We start from the raw sequence: 22883 nt of genomic DNA on the forward strand, positions 1-22883 counted from the left end.
GGAAGATCATGATGTGGATCATAGAGTCGGGCCCCTCGGGGCAATCACTCCAGTTTGAGTTGCGCGACCATGGGCAGGAATCGCGCCCGTTGTTGCTGCAGCAGGTCGTCCAGGGACTGGGCGTCCGACCCGACGGGCTCCGCACCCAGCGTCTGCAGACGCTGCTGCACCTGCGGGTCGCGCACGGCCCCGGCCGCGGCAGCCTGCAAACGTGACAGGATATCGGCAGGTGTGCCCGAGGGTGCGAGCAAGCCGTTCCAGCCCTCGATGTCGATCCCGCCGAAGCCCTGTTCGCGCAGCGTGGGGACCGAGGGCAGGAGCGCGGAGCGCTGCTCAGCGGCGATGGCCAGCGCACGCAGCTTGCCCGCCTGGATATCCGCCAGCGAGGTGGAAAGCTGGTCGCCACCCAGGTGAACCCGCCCGGCTAGGGTCGCGTCACCGATCAGATGTCGTAGGCTGCGCGCAGCCATCGGAGCGTAGCGCAAGGCGCATCGCGCAGCCAATACCGAGCGTATTGGCAAGCGATGCAACGCCGCGATGCGCTTCGATGGCCAGCGCAGACCGACAGATGATCGGTGACGCGACACTCGCAGTTCCTGCTTGAGCGGCGCGGCGCCCTTGAACGGAACATGGGTGAGCGGTGCCTTGATCTCCTGCTGTAGCCATTCGCCGAACACGTGCAGGTACGAGCCCACGCCGGGCGAGCCATAGACGAAGTGTGAGCCGCTCTCGCGCTGGACGAGTGCCGCGAACTCCCGCAGATCCTTGGCCGGCGAAGCCGCTGGCGCGGTGATGACCATCGGCACGTTGGCCGCGATGCTGACGCCGCGCAGATCGGTCGCTGGATCGAAGTTCAGGCGCTGGGCGCGCTGGGCGGTCAGGATGGCGAACGGCAGGGAGATGTTGGCCATCACCAGCGTGTAGCCGTCGGACGGGGCCTTGGCCGTCGCCTCCACACCGAGCAGTCCGCCGACACCGGGCCGGTTCTCGACGATGACGGGTTGCCCCAGCGTCTGCGCCATCGGCGTGCCGATCAGGCGTGCGATCAGGTCCGTGGTGCCGCCAGGTGCAAAGGGAACGATGATCTTGATGGGCTTGGACGGCCATGCCTGGCCGAAAGCCCGCAAGGGACTCAGCAGGGCCGCACTCGCCGCAGCGACGCCGAGCAACTTCAGGGCGTCGCGGCGCGCCGGGGCGGGTCCGGAGGTGGCGTGACGGCGGTCGGTCATCGTCAGTACTTTCCGGACAGGAGCGAGCCGAAGCCCGGCACGGCCGTGCGCAGGCCGAGGCGCTTGAGCATCAGGTAGGTGGTGGCGACCGAAGATGAGATCACTGGCAGGCCGGTGCGATCCTCGATGGGCTGCACCGAGGGCAGCGAGGGCATCTGCACGCAGGCCGAGGCCACGACGGCGTCCACGCCCGCGGTCTTGAGCTTCTTCGTGAGCTCGATGGGCGCACGCGGATCCTGGCGGCCCACCTCCAGGTTGTCAGGGATCTCCAGCGAGATGCTGTCCACCACCTCGATGCCCTCATGCTCGATGTAGTCGATGACCAGTTGGGTCAGCGGCTTCATGTAGGGCGCGAGGATCGCCACCTTCTTCGCGCCGAGGGTCTTGAGGCCGTCGACCAACGCGCCGGCGCTGGTTACCACCGGCGCGGCCGCGCCGTTGTCCACGGTGCGCTGGTGCAATCGCGCCTCGGAGACGCGGTGGTAGCCCAGGCCCATGCTCATGATCGCCACCAGGCAGGCGTAGCCGAGCACATCCACGCGGGCATCGGACAGCTCCAGCGCGCAGCGGTCGCTGTCCGCGTCCATCGCGGCCAGTTCCTCCTTGGTCACCTTCTTCATCCGCATGCGGCTGGAATGGAAGGTGAAGCGTTCCGGCTCGAAGCCCTCGCGCGCGCGCAGGATGGCCGGGATCTCGGTCTCCATTGTGGTGTTGGAACTCGGCACGATCTGGCCGATGCGGAAGGTGCGCGGTACGCTCATGGCTGGGGTTCCTGGCCGGGTTCAGTGACGGGTTCGATCGGGGCCGGCTCCGCGGCGTCGTCGAAGCGGACGGCCTGCAGGGAGCGGCGGTTGACGCGCAGGTCGAAGACGTCGAAGCGGTTGTAGTGGCCACTGATGTCGTGCATCTGGCGCGGCTGGATGCAGCGCGACAGGTCGATGTCGGCGTAGACGATGCCCTCTTCGTCGATCAGCGGCTGGCCGATCACACGCCCGTCCGGGCCCAGCACAGCGGAGAACGCGCTGTTCTTGCGCAACAGCAGTTCGCGCGCCTTCGGGAAGTCGCCCTCCAGCGCAGCGATGATCTCCTCGGAGATGGTGGAGCACGAAACGATGGTGAACAGCTTGCCCTCGAAGCTGTGGGCGGCCGCGCGCACCTTGATGGCCTCGGCCATGTCGTAGTCCGGCGGGGCCACGGGCAGCGAGATGTAGCTGGCCACGTGCACCAGTTCGCCCTGGGCGATCAGGGAAAAGCGTGCCAGGGTGTTGGTGTTCTCGCCGCAGGCCAGCGACCCCAGGGGCCCGATGCTGGTGTCGTGCACGCGCAGCGCCGAGGCGTCGCCCGGGGCCCAGGTCAGCTTCTCGGCCCAGGTGGGCACGAGCTTGCGGTGGCGGCCCAGGATGCGGCCGTCCTCGGCGATGGTCACGAGGGTGTTGTAGATCGTGCCGATGCCGTGGCGGTTGCGCTCGTTGGCGCCGACCACGACGTTGATCCTGTGGCGCGCGGCGGCCTGGGCGATCTTGGCGATCTCGGGGCCGGGGATCTCGATGGCCGAGCGTACGAGCTTCTCGAACCAGGCGCTGCCCTCCACGGGGTTGCCGATCCAGCTCCAGTAGGGGTAGGCGGACACGAACACCTCGGGAAAGGCCACCAGGCGCGCGCCGTTGCCGGCGGCCTCGCCGATCAGCCGCACGACCTTGTCGACCGTGGCGTCGGTGTCCAGGAAGACGGGGGCCGTCTGCACCGCCGCCGCCTTGAAGTGGGGAAGTTCAAGCATGAATCAGACTCCTTGGATCAGATGCCGAGATAGCGGTGCGCGAGGTCCGCGCGCGATTTCAATTCTTCCGGCGTGCCGGACCACACCACCCTGCCCTTTTCGACGATGTGGTGGCGGTCCAGCAGCGACGCCATTTCGGTGAGGTTCTTGTCGACGACGACGATGGTCATGCCCTCGCGCTTGAGTGTGCGCAAGCAGTCCCAGATCTCGTGCCGGATCAGCGGCGCCAGGCCCTCGGTCGCCTCGTCCAGCACCAGCAGTTGCGGGTTGGTCATCAGCGCGCGGCCGATGGCCAGCATCTGCTGTTCGCCGCCGGAGAGCGTGCGCGCTGACTGGCGGCGGCGCTCGCGCAGACGCGGGAACAGGTCCAGCACGCGGTCCAGCGACCAGCCGCTGCGGCCCTCAGCCGCACGCGCGGTCGCCACGAGGTTCTCCTCCACCGACAGCGAACCGAACACGCGCCGGCCCTCGGGCACCAGCCCGACACCCAGGCGCGCCACCACATGCGATGCGAGCCGTCCCAGCACCTTGCCCTGCAGCTCGATGCTGCCGCCGCGCGCCGGCAGCATGCCCATGAGCGTGCGCACCGTGGTGGTCTTGCCCATGCCGTTGCGGCCGATCAGCGACACCGCCTGTCCGGCCTGGGCCTCGAAGTCGATCCCGAACAGCACCTGACTGTCGCCGTAGCCGCCCGTCAGTCCCTGCACTTTCAGCATGCTTGTTCTCCCAGGTAGGCCGACCGCACCTCAGGATGGGCGCGCACTTCGTCCGGCGTGCCGGTGAAGATCGTCTTGCCGTAGACCAGCACGGTGAGGCGGTCGGCCAGGGCGAAGACCGCGTCCATGTCGTGTTCGACCAGCAGGATGGTGTAGCGCCGCTTGAGCCCCAGCAGCAGCGTCGTCATCCGTGATGACTCCTCGCTGCCCATGCCGGCCATCGGCTCGTCGAGCAGCAGCAGCCGTGGCGAGCGCGCCAGCGCGACTGCGAGCTCCAGTTGCCGCTTCTCGCCGTGCGCCAGATCGCGCACATGTGCGTCGCCCCGGTCGCCGAGGCCGACCTCGGCGAGCCAGCGCCGTGCCCCCCCGACGAGCCCGCTGTCGCGGCGCGGGTTCGACCAGGCCTGGAAGGCGCGGCCGGACGTCAGCATCAGCGACAGGACGACGTTCTCCAGAGCCGTGTAGTCCGGGCACAGCTCGGTGATCTGGAACGAACGGGACAGGCCCTTGCGCGCCCGCGCGAAGGCCGGCAGGCGCGTCACGTCCTCGCCGTCGAGCACGATGGAGCCGGCATCGGGGCGCAGTTCGCCGCACAACTGCGCGATCAGCGTCGACTTGCCGGCGCCGTTGGGGCCGATCAGCGCATGGATCGCGCCCTCGGCCAGCGCCAGGTCCACGCCATCCGTGGCCTTCACTGCACCGAACGCCTTGCGCAATCCGCGCACTTCGAGCATGGTCCGCGCCTCAGTGACCATGGGTGCCTCCCAGCCAGCGGCCAAACAGGCCATTGCGCCCCGCCAGCACGACGATCACCAGGATCGGCCCCATCACCAGCATCCAGTGTTCGGTCCAGGCAGCCAGAGCTTGCTCCAACCCCAGGAACACCGCCGCACCGGCGATCGGGCCGAGCAGCGTCCCCACGCCGCCCAGGATCACGATCGCCATCAGTTCCCCGGACTGGGTCCACGACGCCATGTCCGGCGTCACGAGGCCCGCATAGTTCGCCCACAGCACACCGGCCAGGCCGGTGCCGATGGCCGACAGCACGAACGCCGACAGGCGGTACGGCGTCGGCGCGACGCCCAGGTTGACGGCACGGCGCTCGCTCTGGCGCAACGCCTGCAGCACCATGCCGAATCGCGAGCCGACGACGCGCGCGCACAGGAAGGTCCAGGCGGCCAGCAGGCCGAGGCACAGGTAGTAAAACACCACGGGATCGTCCAGATCGAGCCCCGGCACCACATTGCGCTGCGACATCAGCAGGCCGTCGTCGCCGCCGTAAACCTGCAGCGACATCAGCACGAAGTACACCAGTTGCCCGAAGGCCAGCGTGATCATGATGAACTGCACGCCACGCGTGCGCAGCGCCAGGTAGCCGACCGCCGCGCCCAGCAGGCCGCAGCAGGCCAGCGCCAGGGGCCAGACCACCAGCGCCTGCATCGACCCGCTCCAGCCGAACACAGGCCCTGCCTCCAGCGCATGGTGTGCCACGATGGCCACAACGTAGCCGCCCACGCCGAAGAACATCGCATGGCCGAAGCTGACCATCGCGCCATAACCCAACACCAGGTCGAGCGATACGGCTGCCAACCCGTAGATCAGGAAGCGCGTGGCCAGGTTGATCGCATAGGGCGTGCCCGACACCTCTGCGCCGGTGGGCACCAGCGCCAGCAGGAAGAGGCCCACGAGCGCGACCCAGGTGCGCCGAGAAAGGAAGACGGGCAAACCGACTCGCGGTGAGGGCGTTGCAGACGTCGGAATGCTTCTTGGAAAGGGGGTAGACATGGTTCAAGACCTCGACGAGAACAGCCCGAGCGGACGAACGATCAACACCAGGGCCATCAGCAGATAGATGGAGGCTGACGCAAGGCCGGCGGCCAGCGGCGTCGCGACCTCGGGTGTCAGCAGACTCTCCAGCAACTGCGGCAGGAAGGCCCGTCCGAGACTGTCGACCATGCCCACGAGCAGCGCGCCCGCGAGCGCGCCGCGCACCGACCCGACGCCGCCGATGACGATGACCACGAAAGTGGTGATCAGCACGCGCTCGCCCATGCCGATCTCCACCGCCAGCAACGGTGCGGCCATCACGCCGGCCAGACCGCACAGCACTGCACCGAGTCCGAACACCAGCGTGTAGAGCTTGCGGATGTCGATGCCCAGCGCGCTGACCATCTCGCGATCGTCCGCGCCGGCACGTACCAGCATGCCCACACGGGTGCGGTTCACCAGCCACCACAGCCCCAGCGCCACCAGCGCACCGATGACGATGAAGGCGAGCCTCGCCACTGGATACTCGAATCCCGGCGCCAGCGGCACGGCACCCTGCAACACGGCGGGCATGTCGACCAGCGGCGGGCGCCGGCCGAACAGCAGGCTGACGGCCTCATTGGTGAACAGGATCAGGCCGAAGGTCGCCAGCACCTGGTAGAGATGATCGCGCTGGTAGAGCCGACGGATCACGGTGAACTCGATCAGCAGGCCGTAGGCGCCCGCCCCCAGCAGTGCGGCCACCACTGCCGCCGCGAAGGACCCCGTGTGCGCGAGCGCGAACGCCGCGCAGTAGGCGCCGAGCATGTAGAACGAGCCATGGGTCAGATTGACCACGCCCATGATCCCGAAGATCAGCGTGAGGCCGGAGGCCAGCATGAACAGCATGGCCCCGAACTGCAGCCCGTTGAGCAGTTGTTCGAGCAGCAGCGTCATGACGGCATCTTGCAGTTGGCGGCGTAGCTGTCCCGGTCATCGCTGACGATCTTGCGCACGACCTTGGGTGCGAGCTCACCGTCTGCGCCCTTCTCGATGCGCATCAGGTACAGGTCCTGGATCGGGTGCTGGTTGGTGTTGAGCGCGAACTTGCCGCGCAGCGACTGGAAGTCGGCCTTGCGCAGAGCGGTACGAAATGCATCGGCCTTGGCGAGCTCACCGCCGGCAGCCTTTAGGCCGGAAGCGATCCATTGCGCGGTGTCGTAGGCCTGCATCGCATAGTCAGTCGGGATGCGGCCATAGGCGCTCTTGAAATCCTGCACGAACTTCTGCGAAGCCGGGTTGTCCATCGCCACCGACCAGATGCCTGTGGTGTAGAACCCCTCGGATGCACTCCCCGTCGCCGACAGCATGCGGGCATCCATCGAGAAGCCCGGCATCACCATAGGGATGGACTTGCCCAGGCCGGCGTTGCCGTACTGCTTGGCGAAGTTGATGCCCGCCCCTCCCGGATGGAATTGATAGATCGCATCCGGTGCCAGCGACCGGATGCGGGCGATCTCCACCGAGAAATCGGACTGGTCGAGCTTGGTGTAGACCTCTGCGAGCAGTTCGCCCTTGAAGGTGCGCTTGAAGCCGGCGATTGCATCGCGTCCCGCCTGATAGTTCGGCGCAAGCGCCACCACACGCTTGAAGCCCAGCTCGTTGGCCGCGACGCCGCCGGCCGTGTGGTAGGCGTCGTTCTGGTAGGAGGCGACGAAGTAGTTGGGATCGCACTTCTCTCCGGCGAAGATGGAAGGACCGGGGTTGGCGCTGACGTAGAAGTACCCCGCCTTGGTCACGCTGGGCACCACCGCCGCCAGCACATTGGAGAAGTTCACCCCGGTGTACAGGCGCACACCCGACTGCACCAGACGGTCAGCGGCCTGCTTGGCATTGGCGGGCTTGAGTCCGTCATCTTCAACGACCAGTTCAACGGGGATGCCGCCAAGCTTTCCCCCGCCCTGCTTGACGGCCAGCAGAAAGCCGTCGCGCAGATCCTCGCCAATGTAGCCCGCAGGCGTCGACAAGGTGGTGATAAAGCCAATCTTGACAGGCTCTGCAGCAGCGGCGGCGCCAGCGAGAACGCATGTCATGGCAGACAGATGCAGTTTATTGAGCATGGGAAATCCTCCAGGTTGGAAACGACTCGAAGGCGAACCATCGCCTCAGCACAGAGCAGCGAATGCGAGGCATGCGAGAGGCCTTCACGACACGGACCACCGATGACCACCGGGAAGCGGCCGGGCTGCGCGAGCGCAGTGCCGATGCTCGTCGCCAGACCCAGGCCGATCGACTGGAACGCCTGCGTGAAGGCGAAGCTGTTTTCGTCGGGCACGCGCAGGTACATGCTCGGATAGCCCATGAAGTTGCCGGAATCCACGCCAACGACTCGATCCGTCGGGATCAGGTCATCGAGCACGATGGACAGCGTGCGCGGATCGATCTTGGCCGTGGTGCCGGTGTCGTCATAGGGCGTGTCGCGCCACAGGATGGCGGCGTCGATGCGCTGCAGCTGCGGCGTGCGGTAGCCTCGGCGGCGATGCCCTTGTGTGCGCAGCCGCTCGGAGGTGGCCTGCGCCGTGGCGGCGACGTCCCCCACGATCCCCGGCGCGACCGTGCGGTTCCGGCCAATGGCCTCGACGTCCAGGCCCACCTGCACCAGCCGAACGTCCTTGCCCAGCAGGCGCCCATGGCCGGTGGTCCACATGTTGAGCGCCGAGCCCCGGCCCACCACGACATCCGCGCCGGCGATCAGTTCGGCCGTCAAGGGCGAGGAGAAGCCGCCGGCCACGTCGATGGCCCAGGGCTGGCCGGCGAACAGGCCCTTGGCGACGGCACCTTCGGCCAGCAGCGCCCCTACGTCGTCGGCCAGTGCGAGCAGCGCTGCGCGGGCCGCCGTGCCCCGGCCGCCGCGGCCCGCGATGAAGACCGGCCGCTCGGCCGTCTTCAGCAGCTCCGCCAGCGCCTCGATGCTCTGCGGCGCCGCCTGGGGCCGGGCCAGGGCCGCCACCGGATCGACGCTTGCCAGTTGGCCCCTCTCCAGCGTCTCGCTCTGGATGTGCAGCGGAAGGTTCAGCAGCACGGTGCGTCGGTCGCGCAGCGCCAGGGCATACGCGGCCCGGGTGTCGGCCAGCGCCGTGGCGGCCGAGCGAAGCCGCAGGCTGACGGCCCCCACCGAGCGGGCGAGTCCGTCCTGGTCCATGTAGAAATTCGAGGCGGAATCGGCCGTCTCCCCGCTCACCACCAGCAGCGGCGTCCGGCTCTTGGCTGCCTCACCGATGCCGGTGATGGCGTTGGTCAGGCATCCCTGGTGAACGGAGACGACGGCGACCTCGCCGCTCATGCGGGCATAGGCGTCGGCCATGGTGGCGGCCCCACCTTCATGGCGCGCCGCGACAAACTGCACACCGCCGTCGATGAGGCCGTTGGTGAAGTGGAAGTTGCCGCTGCCCACCACCCCGAAGGCGCGGCGAATGCCCAGTGTCGCGTCACCGATCAGATGTCGTAGGCTGCGCGCAGCCATCGGAGCGCAGCGCAAGGCGCATCGCGCAGCCAATACCGAGCGTATTGGCAAGCGATGCAACGCCGCGATGCGCTTCGATGGCCAGCGCGGACCGACAGATGATCGGTGACGCGACACTAGACGCGCCAGCGCCAGGCCGATACCCGTTCCCACACTGATCGTCATCGACATGTCCATGGCCCGGGCGTGGTCGCTGGGGTTCGAGTCCCGCCTCACGCGGCCACGCTCGCGCGCGGCTCGGCCCCGACGGCGACCACCGGGTTGCGCAAAGAGCCAATGCGCTCGACATAGGCATCGATGACATCGCCAGGCCACAGCCATTCCTGGGGCTCGCGTCCGGCGCCCACGCCCTCGGGCGTGCCGGTGGCGATGATGTCGCCGGGCTCCAGCGTGATGCCGGCGCTGATGTCGGCGATCAGCGTGTTCACCTTGAACAGCATGTGGCGCGTGTTGGAACTCTGCTTGGTCACGCCGTTGACCTTCAGGCTCAGGTCCAAGACCTGCGGATCGGGGATCTCGTCGGCGGTGACGATGACCGGTCCGAAGGGGGCGTAGGTGTCCTGCCCCTTGGAGTAGATCCACTGGCCGGCGCGCCGGCAGTCGCGCGCGCTGATGTCGATCAGCACGCTGTAGCCGAACACGTGCTTGAGCGCTTCGGCTTCGCTGACGCGGGTCGCGCGGGTGCCGATGATGGCGGCCAGCTCGACTTCCCAGTCCAATTGCTGGGTGATCGCCTTGTTGTGCTCGACCGCATCGCCGGGGCCGACCACGGTGGTCGGCGGCTTGGAGAAGATGACGGGCTGCTTGGGCAGATCCTTGGCGGTGTCCAGCGTGCGGCTCGATTCGGCCACATGCTCGACGTAGTTCAGGCCGATGCCGAAGATGTTCTTGCGCGGGCGCGGGATGGGCGCGAGCAGCTTGACATTGGTCGCCGGCAGCGCCGTGCCGACAGGCCACTGGCCCTTGTACGAGGACAGCAGCTCGGTGCTCGACTGGATGGCCTGCGGCCCCAAGTCGATGAAGGCCAGCATGTCGGCAGGCAGGGCTTGTCCGGCATGAGCGCCCAGGCGGGCCAGATCGACGACGTGGTCGTCCACCAGCGCACCCAGGCGGGCGGCTGCGCTCACCTCGGGGCGATAGGTCACAAGACGCATGGAAATCTCCAAAAAGGAACCGCTGCGAGTGCGGTCGGGAACATGAAAACTGAATGGGATCGGGGACCGTGGCACCGCTCAGGCGGGCACGGCCTGAGCCTGCGGGGTCGGCGCGGCCGCCAGCACCTTCTGGTGCCCGCCGTTGTCCGCCAGCGCCTCCTCCCGGTACAGCGCCAGCTTCTCCATCACCGGCAGGTCGCTGAAGCAGAACAGGCACGCGTCCTGCGTCTGCGACGCGTTGGCATGCTCGTGCCACGCCCACGACGGCACGCAGAAGATGTCGCGTTCCTGCCAGTCGAAGCGCTGCCCATTGATGATCGAATAGCCCCGACCCTTGGCCACCTGGTACAGGAAGCTGCCCGTGTGCCGGTGCGCCTTGCTCTCGAACCCCGGGCGCAGCAGCTGCATGCTCGCCCCGATCGTGGCCATCACGTGCCCGCCGTTGAGCGGGTTCGTGTAGTGCATCAGCACTCCGTCAAAAGGGCTACCTTCGCTGGCCGCCGCCAGCCGCTGCAGCGCCTCGTACGTCGGCTCCCACTGGTACTTGAACAGCGGCGAGTACGGCTTGTTCCACTTCACGTCTTGCGGCCGCAGCCCCGGCGCGCCCCACAGCGCCACCGAGTCGTCCACCGGGTGCGCCACCGCCTGGTGCAGATCCGGGTGCACGACGAAGAACCCCGCCTCCAGCGCGTTGACCAGCGGGATGTCCAGCCCGTCCTGCCAGATGCACGTCAGCCCGTCGGCCTCCACCCCGTGCTCGTGCCAGCACCCGTTGGGCGTGAGCACGAAGTCGTTGGCCCCCAGCGTCATCTTGTGGCCGTCCACGATCGTGTAGGCCCCGCGCCCTTCCATGATGAAGCGCAACGCCGAGGTCGAGTGCGCGTGCGCCGAGGCCGCCTCGCCCGGGTGCATCACCTGCAGTCCCGAGTACAGCCAGCCGACGGCGGCCGCAACGTCGCGCCGCCCGGGGTTGTCCAGGTAGATCACGCGCCGCCCCGCCTTCTCCGGCGTCACCAGCGACACCGAGCGCAGCACGTGCTCGCGCAGTTCCCGGTAGCGCCACAGCACCGGCACCGATTCCGACTTGGGCTGCCACGGCTCGATCTTGTTGGCCACCGTCCACAGCGCCGCCGTCTTCAGCCGCTCCAACTCCCGGTAGTACGCCACCAGCTCCGGCGTGTCCTCCACGTCCGCTCGACCAGCAACGCTCTCTCGGTAGGTGTCATAGCCAGTTGTCGTCATGGTCACTCCTTTTGCGGATGACCTATATCTTTTATAAAACTAAGAAAATCAAGAATCAGTGTTAACCCTATGTATAAGACAAGTTTTCACAGGAGGACAGGCAGCGATCTGGACCAGATCATCCCATCGGGGTCTCTTTTATTTTATAAAACATGTGGCCGATCTACTCTGAGTCGAGACCCAGCCCCGTCGCGTGAAGCGCAGGCCGCCGTCGTCGCGGGGTATTCATCTCTCGCGGGACTGCCGACATGCATGACGACTTCCACAGCTACAAGCCCGCCCAGGGCCATGGCCTGAAACACGATCCGATCGCCTCGATCCTGGGGCCGCGGCCGATCGGCTGGATCGCGACGCGCGACGCAGACGGACGCGCCAACCTCGCGCCGTACAGCTTCTTCAACGTCTTCAACTACAAGCCGCCGATCGTGGCCTTCGCCAGCGTCGGCTGGAAGGACACCATTCGGAACACTCAGGCCACGGGTGAGTTCGTCGTCAACCTCGCCACCCGGACTCTGGCCGAGCAAGTGAACCTGACGAGTGCATCCGTGCCGAGCGACGTGGACGAGTTCGAGCTCGCGGGCCTGACGCCGGCGGCTTGTCTGCGCGTGTCGGCACCACGCGTGGCGCAAAGCCCGGTGGCCCTGGAATGCCGCGTCACCCAGGTGCAGCAGCTCGCGGCTGCGTTGCTGCGCGACGGCATTTACCGCACCGAGGATGCACGGCCCATCCTGCGCGCAGGCGGCCCGGCAGACTACTTCGAGATCACACCCGACACCCTGTTCCAGATGCACCGGTCGCGCTAGTGGACTGTAATGATTGAATCAGGAGTAATTCTCCGAGTTGGGTCGAAGTACTTCCACTGCACGGACTTGGGTTGCTCGTCGTACTTGCGGATGTAGCGCATGGGTTTTCTCTTGAGATCGGGTACCGGGGTGAATACGCCGCGAGCGATCACTTCGCGCTCGATCTTGGCGAACCACAGTTCAACCTGGTTGAGCCATGACGGCTTGGTCGTGCGCGCCAGCACACGCGCCTCAAGGCGGTCGGTGACCTTGTAGCGCTGGCGACCGGCATGGCGAGAAAACAAGCCTACCAAACGGTCTGCGGCGAAGCGCTTGCTCCAGAGAGCAATGTAGCTGTCATTGCAATCAAGCTTGGCCCTGATGGCGCTCCAGGTCAGTCCCTCGGCAAGCAGCAAGATCAGACGCGCACGACGCGCCAAATCCGCTCGAACGGACCTTCCATTGGCTTGCTGCCGCAGTTCCACGATTTCGGTTTCGGTCAAGTTCATCGTGTCCTCCAAGGAGGTAGTTTTACTATCTATTTAAACGTTATGGTCCACTAGTGTCGCGTCACCGATCAGATGTCGTAGGCTGCGCGCAGCCATCGGAACGCAGTGCAAGGCGCAGCGCGCAGCCCATACCGAGCTGTATTGGCAAGCGATGCAACGCCGCGATGCGCTTCGATGGCCAGCGCAGACCGACAGATGATCGGTGACGCGACACTAGGGATGACTTTCGCCCGGTCGCTCACCACCGCGCCTCTTGAACGCAGCAGCACCGGGGGGTGTGAGGCGAGCTTCTGCAAGCCGGCTTCGGGATGCCTGCCCATTTTCAGTACAGCATTAGAGATCTGCCGCCCGTGTTCCTGACACACGCCACTGGTTGCCCTTATTGCTCTGGTGCATCTCGGGATCTCGGGCACCGTCCTGTTCTTCGTGGAACTGGGCGCGGCAATAAGCGTGGCGTCCACCACCGTGCCGGCCTTGAGCAGCAGCCCTGGGCGGTGAGCAGTTCGTTTCGACCCAGGTGGGCATCCAAACTGTCAGATCCTGGAACCATGCAGGAGGGGCGTGACCGCACGACACCGCAGTCCCTGCACTACGCCCACGGTGAGGGGGCGAGCGAGACGCTTGATAAAATCCACCTGCTTGTTCTGTCTGGGCGTCTACTCAATGTCTGTTCAAGCCGTGCCATTCAGGCGCATGTTTGGTGGCGGGTTCAGAAGGTGTTGCATTGTGAAGATCCATAAAAATCAACGACTTGGAGCGCATCTCACGCTTCAGGTGCAAAACATCGAATGAAGCCCGTCTTTTGATGGCGCATGACACGCATCGACCCATGGACTATCCAGGAAACCTCATCGTAGTGGCAGCCCCCAGCGGCGCCGGAAAATCCAGCCTGGTCAAGGCCCTGCAAGAGCTCGACGCGCACATTCACCCGTCGATTTCGCACACCACCCGCGCGCCCCGTGGCCAGGAAAAGCATGGGCGCGAGTATTTCTTCGCGTCCGAATCCGAGTTCGACGCCATGGTCCAGGCCCAGGCTTTCGTCGAATGGGCGCATGTGCATGGCAAGCGCTATGGCACCTCGAAAAAAGCCATCGAAGAGCGCATCGCCCAAGGCTCGGATGTGATCCTGGAGATCGATTTTCAGGGCGCCTTGCAGATCAGGCAGGCGTTCGCCAACGCCGTGCTGGTATTCATCCTGCCGCCGGGTTGGGACGAGTTGCGCTCGCGCCTGGAGCGCCGGGGCGAAGATTCGGCCGAGGTCATCGAAATGCGCCTGAAGAACGCGGCCATCGAGATGGCCCATGTCAGTAAATTCGATTTCGTTATAATCAACGAATTGTTCGAACGCGCGCTTTTCGACCTGAAAGCCGTGGTGCACGCCCAGCGCCTCAAGTACGCCGCCCAGCGCCGCGCCCGCGCTGACACCTTCGAGTCGCTCCACATCAGTTGACGAATCACCCGAAATCCCCGAAAGGAAGACGATGGCCCGCATCACCGTAGAAGACTGTCTGGAAAAGATCCCCAACCGCTTCCAACTCGTGTTGGCCGCCACCTACCGCGCCCGCATGTTGAACCAGGGCCATGCCCCGCGCATCGAAAGCCGCAACAAGCCCGGCGTGACCGCGCTGCGCGAAATCGCCGCCGGCAAGGTGGGCCTGGAAATGCTCAAAAAGGTTCCCGGTTGAGATCCTCTCGGCAGGCAAAGTCCCCCCAAAGCAGCGCCACCACAGCGGCGCTGGCCCAGGCCCCGAGATCGTCGATCCCCTCCCGCACTGCATCACCGAAAGCCTGAACGTGGTGCCCCCCTCCATCTGCGCACCGCAACCCCGGCCTGACCCGGCGCCAGCGCAAGACGGCGCAGCCCCTGCCGCCGTAGCCGCAGCCAATGCCGCAGCGGCCAGTTTCACCGCGCTGACCAGCCGCCTGGACTATCTGGACGCAGCGAGCATCGAACAGGTGCGCCAAGCCTACCGCTTTGCCGATGAGGCGCATCTGGGCCAGTTACGCGACAGCGGTGAGCCCTACATCACCCACCCGATCGCAGTGGCCGCCCAATGCACCGCCTGGAAGCTCGACGCCCAGGCCCTGATGGCCGCCTTGCTGCATGACGCGATGGAAGATTGCGACGTCACCAAAGCCAACCTGATCGACCGCTTCGGCGCACCAGTGGCCGAACTGGTCGATGGCCTGACCAAGCTGGACCACCTGCCAATCATCACCCGCGAAGAAAACCAGGCCAAGTCCTTTCGCAAAATGCTGCTGGCCACGGCGCGCGATGTGCGCGTCATCCTGATCAAACTGGCCGACCGCACGCACAACATGCGCACGCTGTCCGACACGCCGCGCAGCAAATGGGCCCGCATCTCGATGGAGACGCTGGAAATCTACGCCCCCATCGCCCACCGCCTGGGGCTGGACCAGACCTACCGCGAACTGCAAGACCTGGCCTTCAGGCACCTGCACCCCTGGCGCCATGCCACGCTGGACAAAGCCGTCAGCAAGCTGCGCAACAGCCGCAGGCGCGACCTGCTCCAGAAAGTCCAGACCGAAGTCAGCGCCGCGTTCACGAAAATCGGCATGAAAGTGAGCCTGACGGGCCGCGAAAAAACCCTGTATGCCATCTATCAGAAGATGAAACTCAAGCACCTGGGCTTCCTCCAGGTCACCGACCTGTACGGCTTTCGGATCATCGTTCCCACCGTGACCGACTGCTACACGGCGCTGGGAGTGCTGCACCAGATGTACCAGCCGGTGCCCGGCAGGTTCAAGGACTACATAGCGATTGCCAAGCCCAACGGCTACCAGTCGCTGCACACCACCCTGGTCGGGCCATCGGGGGTGAACATCGAGTTTCAGATGCGCACCGATGCAATGCACGCCATCGCCGAATCCGGCGTGGCCACGCACTGGCTCTACAAGTCCCAGGACACGGAAGGAATATCCGCCGAGCACCTGGACACCCACCAGTGGCTGCAATCCTTGCTCGACATTCAGAATGAAACCCGGGGCGCGGCCGAATTCTGGGAGCATGTGAAGGTGGACCTGTTCCCCGATACCGTCTACGTCTTGACGCCCAAGAGCCTGATCATGGCCTTGCCACGCGGAGCCACCGTGGTCGACTTTGCCTACGCCATCCACAGCAACGTAGGCGATCACACCACGGCCGCGAAGATCAACAACGAACAGGTTCCGCTGCGCACCGAACTCAAGAACGGCGACACGGTGCAAGTGATCACCGACCCGGCCTCCACGCCCAACCCCGCATGGCTGAGCTTCGTGCGCACCGGCCAGGCGCGCTCGAAGATTCGCCACTACCTAAAAACCTTGGCGCAGACCGAACCGCAAGGATTGGGAGAAAAACTGCTGGCGCAGGCGCTTCGGGCCGAAGGCTTGGAACAACTGCCCCCGGTGGACGCCACGACACAGCCCCTGTGGGACAAACTGCTGCGCTTTACCGGCAACCGGACCCGCAACGAGCTGCTGACCGACCTGGTACTGGGCAAGCGCATCGCCAGCATCGTGGCCAAGCGGCTGATGATTTTGATGACCGAGCATGGACATCGCCCCGACGCATTGCTGCTCAGCCGCGAGCGCTACACCTCGCACGAGACCCTGTCCCAGGGCTCGGTGACGCTCGACGGCAGCGAAACCGCATCAATCCAGTATGCGCCCTGCTGCCGCCCGGTGCCGGGCGACAACGTCGTCGGCTACCTCGGTCACGGCGAAGGACTGGCGGTGCACACGGCGCACTGCGGCGTTGCCAAGCGCCTGCAACACAAGGACAGCGAGCGCTTCATCGCGGTCGACTGGTCCGACGAGCCTACACGCATGTTCGAAACCGGCGTGGTCGTCACCGTGACCAATGGCAAAGGCGTTCTGGCCCGGGTAGCAGGGCAACTGGCCAATTCCGAAGCCGACATCACCCATGTGGGCATGGACGATGAAGTCGCCATGAAAACCATCGACCTGCGTTTCAGCATTGCCGTGCACGACCGAACGCATCTGGAGACCATACTGCACAACCTGCGCCACACCCCATCGGTCATCCGGGCGGCCCGGATGACACCGAAGGTTTGATGGGGCGGGCGGGCTTGGCTGCGGCGCAGAACGACGCCAACCCGAGCGGGTCGCAATTACAGCGCCATGGCAGCGCCGACCGACGCCCTCCTCCCGCCCCTAGTGTCGCGTCACCGATCATCTGTCGGTCTGCGCTGGCCATCGAAGCGCATCGCGGCGTTGCATCGCTTGCCAATACGCTCGGTATTGGCAAGCGATGCGCCTTGCGCTGCGCTCCGATGGCTGCGCGCAGCCTACGACATCTGATCGGTGACGCGACACTAGGCCAGGGCCGTTTGCTATTTGCCCGCAGGCATGACTACTGCGCAAACAGATTTGCGCAGCCATCCGGCAGCATGGCGCGGGCAATCAGCATGAAATCGGCCTCGGCCAGTTGGAAATGCCCCATGCGAAAAGAGTAACCCCAACTGCTGCGGCCACGCGTGAATGCCAACTGATCGAGCATCGGATGGATGGGCGCTTCCTGACAGCGCTGATACTCGATGTCACGCCGGTAGGGCACGAAGTCGGGCGCCATCTCGAACTGGTAAGTATCGGCGCCGACGACCTTGCCGATGGCCGTAAAGCTCTGGCATTTATCCTTGCCCTGAAATTGCAGCACCGGCGAATAAAACACGATGCCATCACCGACGGCCATGCGCGCCAGCGGTGCCCGTTTGCCGTGGCAAACCTGACAAAAACCACCCTGCTCGCCACGCTTGATATGCTCTCTCGAAACGACGCCACACCAATACTTCGTCATGTTCATGTGCCTTTGTAACTACCCAATCACCCTGCACCCCGGCCCATCGACCAAGGCCCGCCGATCAGCCACAACCCACAATTCAGGCTCGGCGCTGCTGGCGGCCACCGGCCTGTAGCGCCATCAGCACATCGTAGCAGGCGCCCAGGTTGTGGTAGTCGACCTTGCCGGCGTTGCTTTTTTCGCGCGTGTGATTGCGGTTGGCGCGGTCGAGGATGCGAAACCAGGCGCCATGGCGGTGGTCCACGAAGTGCGTCCAGCAGTAGTCCCAGATGCGGTCGTACCAGTCCCAATAGACTGGCTCCCCGGTGTGCAGCGCCAGCAGGGCGGCGGCGGCCAGGCTTTCGGCCTGCACCCAGTGGTATTTGCCGTCATCGCAGATGCTGCCGTCCGGCGCCATGCCGTAGCAGATGCCGCCATGCACGGTGTCCCAACCCTTGGCCATGGCCGCATCGAACAGCCGCTGCGCGCAGGGGCGGTGCCAGGGCGCGGGGTGCAAGTCATCGAGTTGCAGCAGCAATTTGGCCCATTCGGTCTGGTGGCCCAGTTGGTAGCCCCAGGGGCGAAAGATGTTGCTGCGGTCGTGGCGGTTGTAGTTCCAGTCCACCGACCAGTCGGCCCGGAAATGCTCCCACACCCAGCCGTCGGACAGCGCCGCCTGGCGCTGGCAGATGCCCTGCGCCAATTGCTCGGCGCGCTCGATGTAGCGGCGCTCGCCGGTGGCGCGTCCGGCCGAGATCATGGCCTCGCAGGCGTGCATGTTGGCGTTCTGGCCACGATAGTCGGTGAGCGTCCAGTGGCTGTCGGCCTCGTCGGCATACAGGCCCATGGCTGCCTGCCAGAAATGCTGCTCGGCGGTGTCGAATGCCTGGGCCAGGTCGTCGCGTGCCTGCGGCACTCCGGCCTCCAGCGCGCGGGCGTAGGCCAGCATCACAAAGGCCATGCCGTAGCAGTGGCGCGTGCCGTCGAGCACCGTCGCGGCACCCTCGTGCCAGTCGATCAGCCAGGCATAGCCGCCGCTGGCGCGGTCGAGAAATGCGTTGCGCACGAATTCCAGCGCGTGCAGCAGCCCGGCGCGGTAGCGCTCTTGGCCGGTGCTGCGGCAGAGCATGGCATGCGTCACCACAAACCGCGTGGCGCTGACCAGGTGGCGCGTGCGCTGGTCGTACACCGTGCCATCGTCCAGAAAGAAGTGGTACATGCCGCCACTGGGGTCGGTGGCCACAGGCTCGTAAAAGGCCATGGTCTGGCGCATATGCGCGCGCAGAAAATCGCTCGATCGGTAGTTCGGCCGTGCCGTCGTTGCGGCCTGCGATCCAGGCGCGGTGTGTCCGCCTGTGCCCAGCGCAGTGGGCCCGTCCGTGCGCAGCCTGCCCAGCAGCCCTGCGGTGGAGCCATCCAGGCCCGCCAGGTCGCCGCTGGCCAGCCGCGGCCCCAAGTCTTTGGCCAGTTGCTTGCCCAGTTCCACGCCCCATTGGTCAAAGCTGTTGATGCCCCACAGGCTGCCGCTGACGAACACGCGGTGCTCTTGCAGTGCAATCAGCGCGCCCAGCGATGCGGGGGTGAGCGACTCCAGCAACAAAAAGCTGCTGGGCCGGTTGCCGGGGAAGTGGCGCTGCCCGTCGTCGCTGGCCTGGCCCTGCATCAGGGCCTGGGCCTGGGCCAGCGCGTTGGCCAGCAGCAGGTCGTGGTGCCCGGGCAAGGGGTGCGTGGCCTGGCGCACGGCGACGATTTCCAGCGGCAGCACATCGCTGCCCTGGTGCAGCATCTGAAAGAACGCATGCTGGCCGTTGGTGCCCGGCTCGCCCCACAGCACGGGTGCCGTGGCATAGGCCAGGGGTCGACCGCCCGCGCGCCCGACGCGCTTGCCGTTGCTTTCCATCTCCAACTGCTGCAAATAAGCCGGGTAGCGGCGCAGCGCAGCATGGTAGGGGGCGATGCAGCGGCTGCCAAAGCCCTGGAAGTTGCGGTACCAGACATCGAGCAGGCCCAGACGCACGGGCAGGTTCTGCGCCAGCGGGGCAGTGCGGAAATGCCCGTCCATCGCATGCGCGCCCGCCAGCAGTTCGCGAAAGCCCTGCGCCCCGATGGCGATGGCCAGCGGCAGGCCAATGGCCGACCACAATGAGTAGCGCCCGCCCACCCAGTCCCAAAAGCCGAAGCTGGTGCTGATGCCCCATGCGCCGGCGGCCTCGGTGTTGCTGGTCAGCGCCACGAAATGCCGCGCCACATCGCGCCCGCCCTGCGCCGCAAACCAGGCCAGCGCCGATCGCGCATTGGTCATGGTCTCGGCCGTGGTGAAGGTCTTGGAGGCCACGAGGAACAAACTGCTCTCGGGGCGCAGGCCCTTGAGCACGCGGTGCAGTTCATGCCCGTCGACGTTCGAGACAAAGTGCATGCGCTTGCCGGGCAGACTGAATTCTTCCAGCGCCAGCACGGCCATCTGCGGGCCCAGGTCCGAGCCGCCGATGCCGATGTTCACCACATCGGTGATGGCCTGCATGCTGCGCACGCGTTCGGCGTAGGCCAGCATCGCATCGAGCGTGCGGTGCACATCGGCCAGGCGCTGCGCCGTTTGCGGGCCATCCCCGGGCCAGACCAGCCCTGCGGGGCGGCGCAGCAGGGTGTGCAGCACGGCACGGTTTTCGGTGCTGTTGATGGGCGCCCCGGCCAGCATTGCATCACGCTGCTGCTCCAGCGCGCAGGCGCGGGCCAGGTCCAGCAGCAGGGCTTCGGTGTCGCGCTCCCAGAGGTTCTTGGACAGGTCGGCAAACAGATAGGGCGCAGACTGGCTGAAATGCGCAAAGCGCTGGGTATCCTTGGCAAAGGCTTGCCGCAGATCGAGGTGCCGACCCCGGTCAGAAAAATGGGCCGCCAGCAGGGGCCATGGTGCAGTCTGGTCGCAACGGATGGACATGGGTGTGGTGTCGGTCGAGAGGGAAAAAAAGCAGCCGCAGGCTATCGTGATGGTAACTTGATTACGAACAATCGGCGCCAACCTTCTGGGGCTTCATCCCGCTATCGAACATGCGCTACGAGGATGGAAGCCACTAGTGTCGCGTCACCGATCATCTGTCGGTCTGCGCTGGCCATCGGAGCGCATCGCGGCGTTGCATCGCTTGCCAATACGCTCGGTATTGGCTGCGCGATGCGCCTTGCGCTGCGCTCCGATGGCTGCGCGCAGCCTACGACATCTGATCCGTGACACGACACTAGGGCATGTAACGTGATTACAATTTCGCAGCACTCTCGACGGAGATACCATGAGTTTCGACCTCGTCCTGTTCGGCGGCACCGGCGACCTCGCCTGGCGCAAGCTCATGCCGGCATTGTTTCAGGCTTTCCGGCATCGCACACTGCCCGAGGGCGGGCGGATCATTGCCGTGGCGCGCGACGATCTGAGCGACGAACAATACCGCAGCCGGATAAAGTCGCGCTTCGACTGCGTGGAGTTGGCCAAGCGCCCCACGCCCGACGAGTTCGCCCGCTTTGCGGCCTTGCTGCATTACCTGCGCATGGACCTGTCCCAAACGCAGGACTACCAGCGCCTGGCACAGACCTTGAACGCGCGCGCTGCCGATTCGGTGGTGATGTATGTGGCCACCGCGCCCAGCCTGTTCACCAATGTGTGCGAGCAGATCGCGGCCGTCGGCCTGAACGGCCCCGGCACCCGCGTGGTGCTGGAAAAACCCCTGGGCCACGACCTGCGCTCGAACCGGGCCATCAACGACAGCCTGCGCCGCGTGCTGCGCGAAGAGCAGGTTTTCCGCATCGACCATTACCTGGGCAAGCCCTCGGTGCAGAACCTGTTTGCGCTGCGCTTTGGCAATGCGCTGTTCGAGCCCCTGTGGCGGCGTGAAACCATTGCCAACATCCAGATCACCATCGCCGAAGAACTGGGCGTGGAAACGCGCGGTGCGTTCTACGACCAGACCGGCGCGCTGCGCGACATGGTGCAAAACCATGCGCTGCAATTGCTGTGCGCGATCGGCATGGAGCCACCGATCAACTCCGGCGCCAACGCCATCCGCGACGAGAAGCTCAAGGTGCTGCAATCGCTCAAGCCCTGGACTGCCGACACCATCGGCCAGCATGTGATCCGCGGGCAATACGCCGCAGGCAACACGCAAGGCCAGGCCATGCCGGGCTATTTGCAGGAAAAAGGCGTGGCGCCGGGCAGCAACACCGAGACCTTCGTCGCGCTGCGCACCGAGATCTCGAACTGGCGCTGGGCCGGCGTGCCGTTTTACATTCGCACCGGCAAGCGGCTGGCGGGGCGCGATGCGCATATCGTCGTCAACTTTCACCCGGTGCCCCACCCCATCTTCAGAACCCCTGCGGGCGTGGCCAACCGGCTGGTGATCCACCTGCAGCCCAAGGACGGGCTGGAGCTGCATCTGCTGGCCCAGGGCGCGGCGCAGCACCAGAGCGAGCCTGCGCTGTCGCAGGTGCACCTGAACCTGGACTTCGAGCAGCGCTTTGGCACCGAGCGCGTGGGCGCCTACGAGCGCCTGCTGCTCGACGTGATTGCCGGCCGGCTGAACCTGTTCGTGCGCAGCGACGAGCAGCAAGAGGCCTGGCGCTGGGTGGAGCCGATACTGCAGCACTGGCAGGACGACCCGGTCGGGCCACGACCTTATGCGGCCGGCAGTTGGGGCCCGAGCGCGGCCAGCGCGATGATCGCCCGCGACGGCTACTGCTGGAGCGAGGAGGTCTGAGCCTGGCTGCGACCGGCGCGCCAGGCACCGAAGATGGCGATCAGGCCGGGGATGAAAACGATGGCCCAGATGATCTTGTCCAGGTTCTCCCGGACCCAGGCCAGATTGCCAAACCAATAACCGGCCGTGCCGATGCCCAGCACCCAGAGCAGCGCGCCGCAGACATTGAACCAGATAAACCGGCCCCGCTCCATCTCGGCCACACCGGCCGCGAAGGGCGCAAAGGTGCGGAGAAAGGGCAGGAAGCGCGCGATGACGATGGTGATGCCGCCGTAGCGCTGGTAAAACGCATGCGCCTGCTCGAACGCATGGCGGTTGAACCAGCGCGACCGCTCCCATTGAAACACCCTGGGGCCGGCCCACCGGCCCAGCGAATAATTGCATTGGTCGCCGACGATGGCCGCCAGCACCAGCACCGTGCAGACCAACGGAAAATTCATCAGGCCCGCGCCGCACAGCGCGCCGACGATGAACAGCAGCGAATCGCCCGGCAAAAAGGGCATCACCACCAGGCCGGTCTCGACGAACACGATCAGGAACAGCAGTGCATACACCCAGGCACCGTAGGTCTGCACGAAGGATTCGATGTAGTTGTCGACATGCAAGACGAAGTCGATCAGGAAGTTGACAATGTCCATGCGCAGGCCGGCGTTGATAAAGCGGCACAT

The 22883-nt window shown here is 65.6% G+C and carries 23 protein-coding genes and 2 pseudogenes; 7 read left to right on the plus strand and 18 right to left on the minus strand.

Features of this window, described 5'->3' with window-relative positions:
• Positions 1-44: 44 nt before the first annotated feature.
• The 11 genes from VEIS_RS20360 to VEIS_RS20410 form a co-directional block, all read right to left on the minus strand.
• Positions 45-1229: a Bug family tripartite tricarboxylate transporter substrate binding protein gene (locus tag VEIS_RS20360; RefSeq protein WP_011811896.1), complete on the minus strand. Its 1185-nt coding sequence runs from the start codon at positions 1227-1229 to the stop codon at positions 45-47.
• A gap of 2 nt (positions 1230-1231) precedes the next feature.
• Complete coding sequence (locus VEIS_RS20365; protein ID WP_011811897.1) at positions 1232-1990, minus strand: maleate cis-trans isomerase family protein; 759 nt, start codon at positions 1988-1990, stop codon at positions 1232-1234.
• Positions 1987-3006: a carbon-nitrogen hydrolase family protein gene (locus tag VEIS_RS20370; protein ID WP_011811898.1), complete on the minus strand. Its 1020-nt coding sequence runs from the start codon at positions 3004-3006 to the stop codon at positions 1987-1989. The genes VEIS_RS20365 and VEIS_RS20370 overlap by 4 nt, the downstream gene beginning before the upstream one ends.
• Positions 3007-3023: 17 nt before the next feature.
• The gene (locus tag VEIS_RS20375) at positions 3024-3722 is read right to left on the minus strand and encodes an ABC transporter ATP-binding protein (RefSeq protein WP_011811899.1); all 699 of its coding nucleotides are present in this window, start codon (positions 3720-3722) and stop codon (positions 3024-3026) included.
• The gene (locus tag VEIS_RS20380) at positions 3716-4477 is read right to left on the minus strand and encodes an ABC transporter ATP-binding protein (RefSeq protein ID WP_041950226.1); all 762 of its coding nucleotides are present in this window, start codon (positions 4475-4477) and stop codon (positions 3716-3718) included. The genes VEIS_RS20375 and VEIS_RS20380 overlap by 7 nt, the downstream gene beginning before the upstream one ends.
• Entirely contained in the window at positions 4467-5507 is a 1041-nt protein-coding gene (locus VEIS_RS20385; RefSeq protein WP_011811901.1) for a branched-chain amino acid ABC transporter permease, read from the minus strand. The genes VEIS_RS20380 and VEIS_RS20385 overlap by 11 nt, the downstream gene beginning before the upstream one ends.
• 3 nt (positions 5508-5510) lie before the next feature.
• Positions 5511-6425: a branched-chain amino acid ABC transporter permease gene (locus VEIS_RS20390; RefSeq protein ID WP_011811902.1), complete on the minus strand. Its 915-nt coding sequence runs from the start codon at positions 6423-6425 to the stop codon at positions 5511-5513.
• The gene (locus tag VEIS_RS20395) at positions 6422-7588 is read right to left on the minus strand and encodes an ABC transporter substrate-binding protein (protein ID WP_041950227.1); all 1167 of its coding nucleotides are present in this window, start codon (positions 7586-7588) and stop codon (positions 6422-6424) included. Before VEIS_RS20395 ends, VEIS_RS20390 begins: the two co-directional genes overlap by 4 nt.
• A complete protein-coding gene (locus VEIS_RS20400; protein WP_198137905.1) occupies positions 7558-9156 on the minus strand; it encodes a thiamine pyrophosphate-binding protein in 1599 nt (532 codons plus the stop codon). The genes VEIS_RS20395 and VEIS_RS20400 overlap by 31 nt, the downstream gene beginning before the upstream one ends.
• 47 nt (positions 9157-9203) lie before the next feature.
• On the minus strand, positions 9204-10145 hold the full coding sequence (locus tag VEIS_RS20405; protein ID WP_011811905.1) for a fumarylacetoacetate hydrolase family protein: 942 nt from the start codon (positions 10143-10145) through the stop codon (positions 9204-9206).
• 78 nt (positions 10146-10223) lie between these two features.
• Complete coding sequence (locus tag VEIS_RS20410) at positions 10224-11387, minus strand: cupin domain-containing protein (protein ID WP_011811906.1); 1164 nt, start codon at positions 11385-11387, stop codon at positions 10224-10226.
• A 248-nt stretch (positions 11388-11635) separates the two neighbouring features.
• On the opposite strand from VEIS_RS20410, the gene VEIS_RS20415 reads away from it, so the two are divergent.
• The gene (locus tag VEIS_RS20415; protein ID WP_011811907.1) at positions 11636-12190 is read left to right on the plus strand and encodes a flavin reductase family protein; all 555 of its coding nucleotides are present in this window, start codon (positions 11636-11638) and stop codon (positions 12188-12190) included.
• On the opposite strand, the gene VEIS_RS20420 is transcribed toward VEIS_RS20415, so the two are convergent.
• The 3 genes and pseudogenes from VEIS_RS20420 to VEIS_RS29190 all read right to left on the minus strand — a co-directional run.
• Positions 12187-12678: a helix-turn-helix domain-containing protein gene (locus VEIS_RS20420; RefSeq protein WP_011811908.1), complete on the minus strand. Its 492-nt coding sequence runs from the start codon at positions 12676-12678 to the stop codon at positions 12187-12189. The two genes, VEIS_RS20415 and VEIS_RS20420, sit on opposite strands and share 4 nt — an antisense overlap.
• 61 nt (positions 12679-12739) lie before the next feature.
• The gene (locus VEIS_RS29185; protein WP_157048611.1) at positions 12740-12892 is read right to left on the minus strand and encodes a hypothetical protein; all 153 of its coding nucleotides are present in this window, start codon (positions 12890-12892) and stop codon (positions 12740-12742) included.
• Between the two features lie 152 nt (positions 12893-13044).
• A pseudogene (locus VEIS_RS29190) lies at positions 13045-13166 on the minus strand (IS5/IS1182 family transposase); the annotation flags it as partial.
• Positions 13167-13507: 341 nt separating this feature from the next.
• On the opposite strand from VEIS_RS29190, the gene gmk reads away from it, so the two are divergent.
• From gmk to VEIS_RS29195, 4 genes are all read left to right on the plus strand, one after another.
• Positions 13508-14128: a guanylate kinase gene (gene gmk, locus VEIS_RS20425; RefSeq protein ID WP_041950228.1), complete on the plus strand. Its 621-nt coding sequence runs from the start codon at positions 13508-13510 to the stop codon at positions 14126-14128.
• A 31-nt stretch (positions 14129-14159) separates the two neighbouring features.
• Entirely contained in the window at positions 14160-14363 is a 204-nt protein-coding gene (rpoZ, locus tag VEIS_RS20430; RefSeq protein WP_011811911.1) for a DNA-directed RNA polymerase subunit omega, read from the plus strand.
• 112 nt (positions 14364-14475) lie between these two features.
• Positions 14476-16755, plus strand: a complete 2280-nt coding sequence (locus VEIS_RS20435; protein WP_407831833.1) for a RelA/SpoT family protein — start codon at positions 14476-14478, stop codon at positions 16753-16755.
• A gap of 102 nt (positions 16756-16857) precedes the next feature.
• On the plus strand, positions 16858-17001 hold the full coding sequence (locus tag VEIS_RS29195; protein WP_157048435.1) for a hypothetical protein: 144 nt from the start codon (positions 16858-16860) through the stop codon (positions 16999-17001).
• A 52-nt stretch (positions 17002-17053) separates the two neighbouring features.
• Here VEIS_RS29195 and VEIS_RS20440 read toward each other — a convergent pair whose 3' ends face one another.
• The 3 genes and pseudogenes from VEIS_RS20440 to pgi form a co-directional block, all read right to left on the minus strand.
• Entirely contained in the window at positions 17054-17497 is a 444-nt protein-coding gene (locus VEIS_RS20440) for an EVE domain-containing protein (RefSeq protein ID WP_041951109.1), read from the minus strand.
• A gap of 82 nt (positions 17498-17579) precedes the next feature.
• Positions 17580-18752: an AGE family epimerase/isomerase gene (locus VEIS_RS27015; protein ID WP_083758763.1), complete on the minus strand. Its 1173-nt coding sequence runs from the start codon at positions 18750-18752 to the stop codon at positions 17580-17582.
• Positions 18753-18860: 108 nt separating this feature from the next.
• Positions 18861-20414 (minus strand): annotated as a pseudogene (gene pgi / locus VEIS_RS20445) (glucose-6-phosphate isomerase); the annotation flags it as partial.
• A gap of 136 nt (positions 20415-20550) precedes the next feature.
• Between pgi and VEIS_RS29200 the strand changes: the two are divergent.
• Both VEIS_RS29200 and zwf read left to right on the plus strand, forming a co-directional pair.
• The gene (locus VEIS_RS29200) at positions 20551-20727 is read left to right on the plus strand and encodes a hypothetical protein (RefSeq protein WP_157048613.1); all 177 of its coding nucleotides are present in this window, start codon (positions 20551-20553) and stop codon (positions 20725-20727) included.
• A 33-nt stretch (positions 20728-20760) separates the two neighbouring features.
• A complete protein-coding gene (zwf, locus tag VEIS_RS20450; RefSeq protein ID WP_011811915.1) occupies positions 20761-22215 on the plus strand; it encodes a glucose-6-phosphate dehydrogenase in 1455 nt (484 codons plus the stop codon).
• Here zwf and VEIS_RS20455 read toward each other — a convergent pair.
• Positions 22191-22853, minus strand: a complete 663-nt coding sequence (locus VEIS_RS20455) for a VTT domain-containing protein (RefSeq protein ID WP_011811916.1) — start codon at positions 22851-22853, stop codon at positions 22191-22193. The genes zwf and VEIS_RS20455 overlap by 25 nt on opposite strands.
• Positions 22854-22883: the final 30 nt, after the last annotated feature.

The sequence above is a fragment of the Verminephrobacter eiseniae EF01-2 genome (assembly GCF_000015565.1).
In the GTDB taxonomy this organism is placed as follows: domain Bacteria; phylum Pseudomonadota; class Gammaproteobacteria; order Burkholderiales; family Burkholderiaceae_C; genus Acidovorax; species Acidovorax eiseniae.

Coding starts and splice junctions, on each gene's coding strand:
- VEIS_RS20360 (WP_011811896.1), bottom strand. CDS start 1,229: ATGACCGACCGCCGTCACGCCACCTCCGGACCCGCCCCGGCGCGCCGC.
- VEIS_RS20365 (WP_011811897.1), bottom strand. CDS start 1,990: ATGAGCGTACCGCGCACCTTCCGCATCGGCCAGATCGTGCCGAGTTCC.
- VEIS_RS20370 (WP_011811898.1), bottom strand. CDS start 3,006: ATGCTTGAACTTCCCCACTTCAAGGCGGCGGCGGTGCAGACGGCCCCC.
- VEIS_RS20375 (WP_011811899.1), bottom strand. CDS start 3,722: ATGCTGAAAGTGCAGGGACTGACGGGCGGCTACGGCGACAGTCAGGTG.
- VEIS_RS20380 (WP_041950226.1), bottom strand. CDS start 4,477: ATGGTCACTGAGGCGCGGACCATGCTCGAAGTGCGCGGATTGCGCAAG.
- VEIS_RS20385 (WP_011811901.1), bottom strand. CDS start 5,507: ATGTCTACCCCCTTTCCAAGAAGCATTCCGACGTCTGCAACGCCCTCA.
- VEIS_RS20390 (WP_011811902.1), bottom strand. CDS start 6,425: ATGACGCTGCTGCTCGAACAACTGCTCAACGGGCTGCAGTTCGGGGCC.
- VEIS_RS20395 (WP_041950227.1), bottom strand. CDS start 7,588: ATGCTCAATAAACTGCATCTGTCTGCCATGACATGCGTTCTCGCTGGC.
- VEIS_RS20400 (WP_198137905.1), bottom strand. CDS start 9,156: ATGACGATCAGTGTGGGAACGGGTATCGGCCTGGCGCTGGCGCGTCTA.
- VEIS_RS20405 (WP_011811905.1), bottom strand. CDS start 10,145: ATGCGTCTTGTGACCTATCGCCCCGAGGTGAGCGCAGCCGCCCGCCTG.
- VEIS_RS20410 (WP_011811906.1), bottom strand. CDS start 11,387: ATGACGACAACTGGCTATGACACCTACCGAGAGAGCGTTGCTGGTCGA.
- VEIS_RS20415 (WP_011811907.1), top strand. CDS start 11,636: ATGCATGACGACTTCCACAGCTACAAGCCCGCCCAGGGCCATGGCCTG.
- VEIS_RS20420 (WP_011811908.1), bottom strand. CDS start 12,678: ATGAACTTGACCGAAACCGAAATCGTGGAACTGCGGCAGCAAGCCAAT.
- gmk (WP_041950228.1), top strand. CDS start 13,508: ATGGACTATCCAGGAAACCTCATCGTAGTGGCAGCCCCCAGCGGCGCC.
- rpoZ (WP_011811911.1), top strand. CDS start 14,160: ATGGCCCGCATCACCGTAGAAGACTGTCTGGAAAAGATCCCCAACCGC.
- VEIS_RS20440 (WP_041951109.1), bottom strand. CDS start 17,497: ATGACGAAGTATTGGTGTGGCGTCGTTTCGAGAGAGCATATCAAGCGT.
- VEIS_RS27015 (WP_083758763.1), bottom strand. CDS start 18,752: ATGCGCCAGACCATGGCCTTTTACGAGCCTGTGGCCACCGACCCCAGT.
- zwf (WP_011811915.1), top strand. CDS start 20,761: ATGAGTTTCGACCTCGTCCTGTTCGGCGGCACCGGCGACCTCGCCTGG.
- VEIS_RS20455 (WP_011811916.1), bottom strand. CDS start 22,853: ATGGACATTGTCAACTTCCTGATCGACTTCGTCTTGCATGTCGACAAC.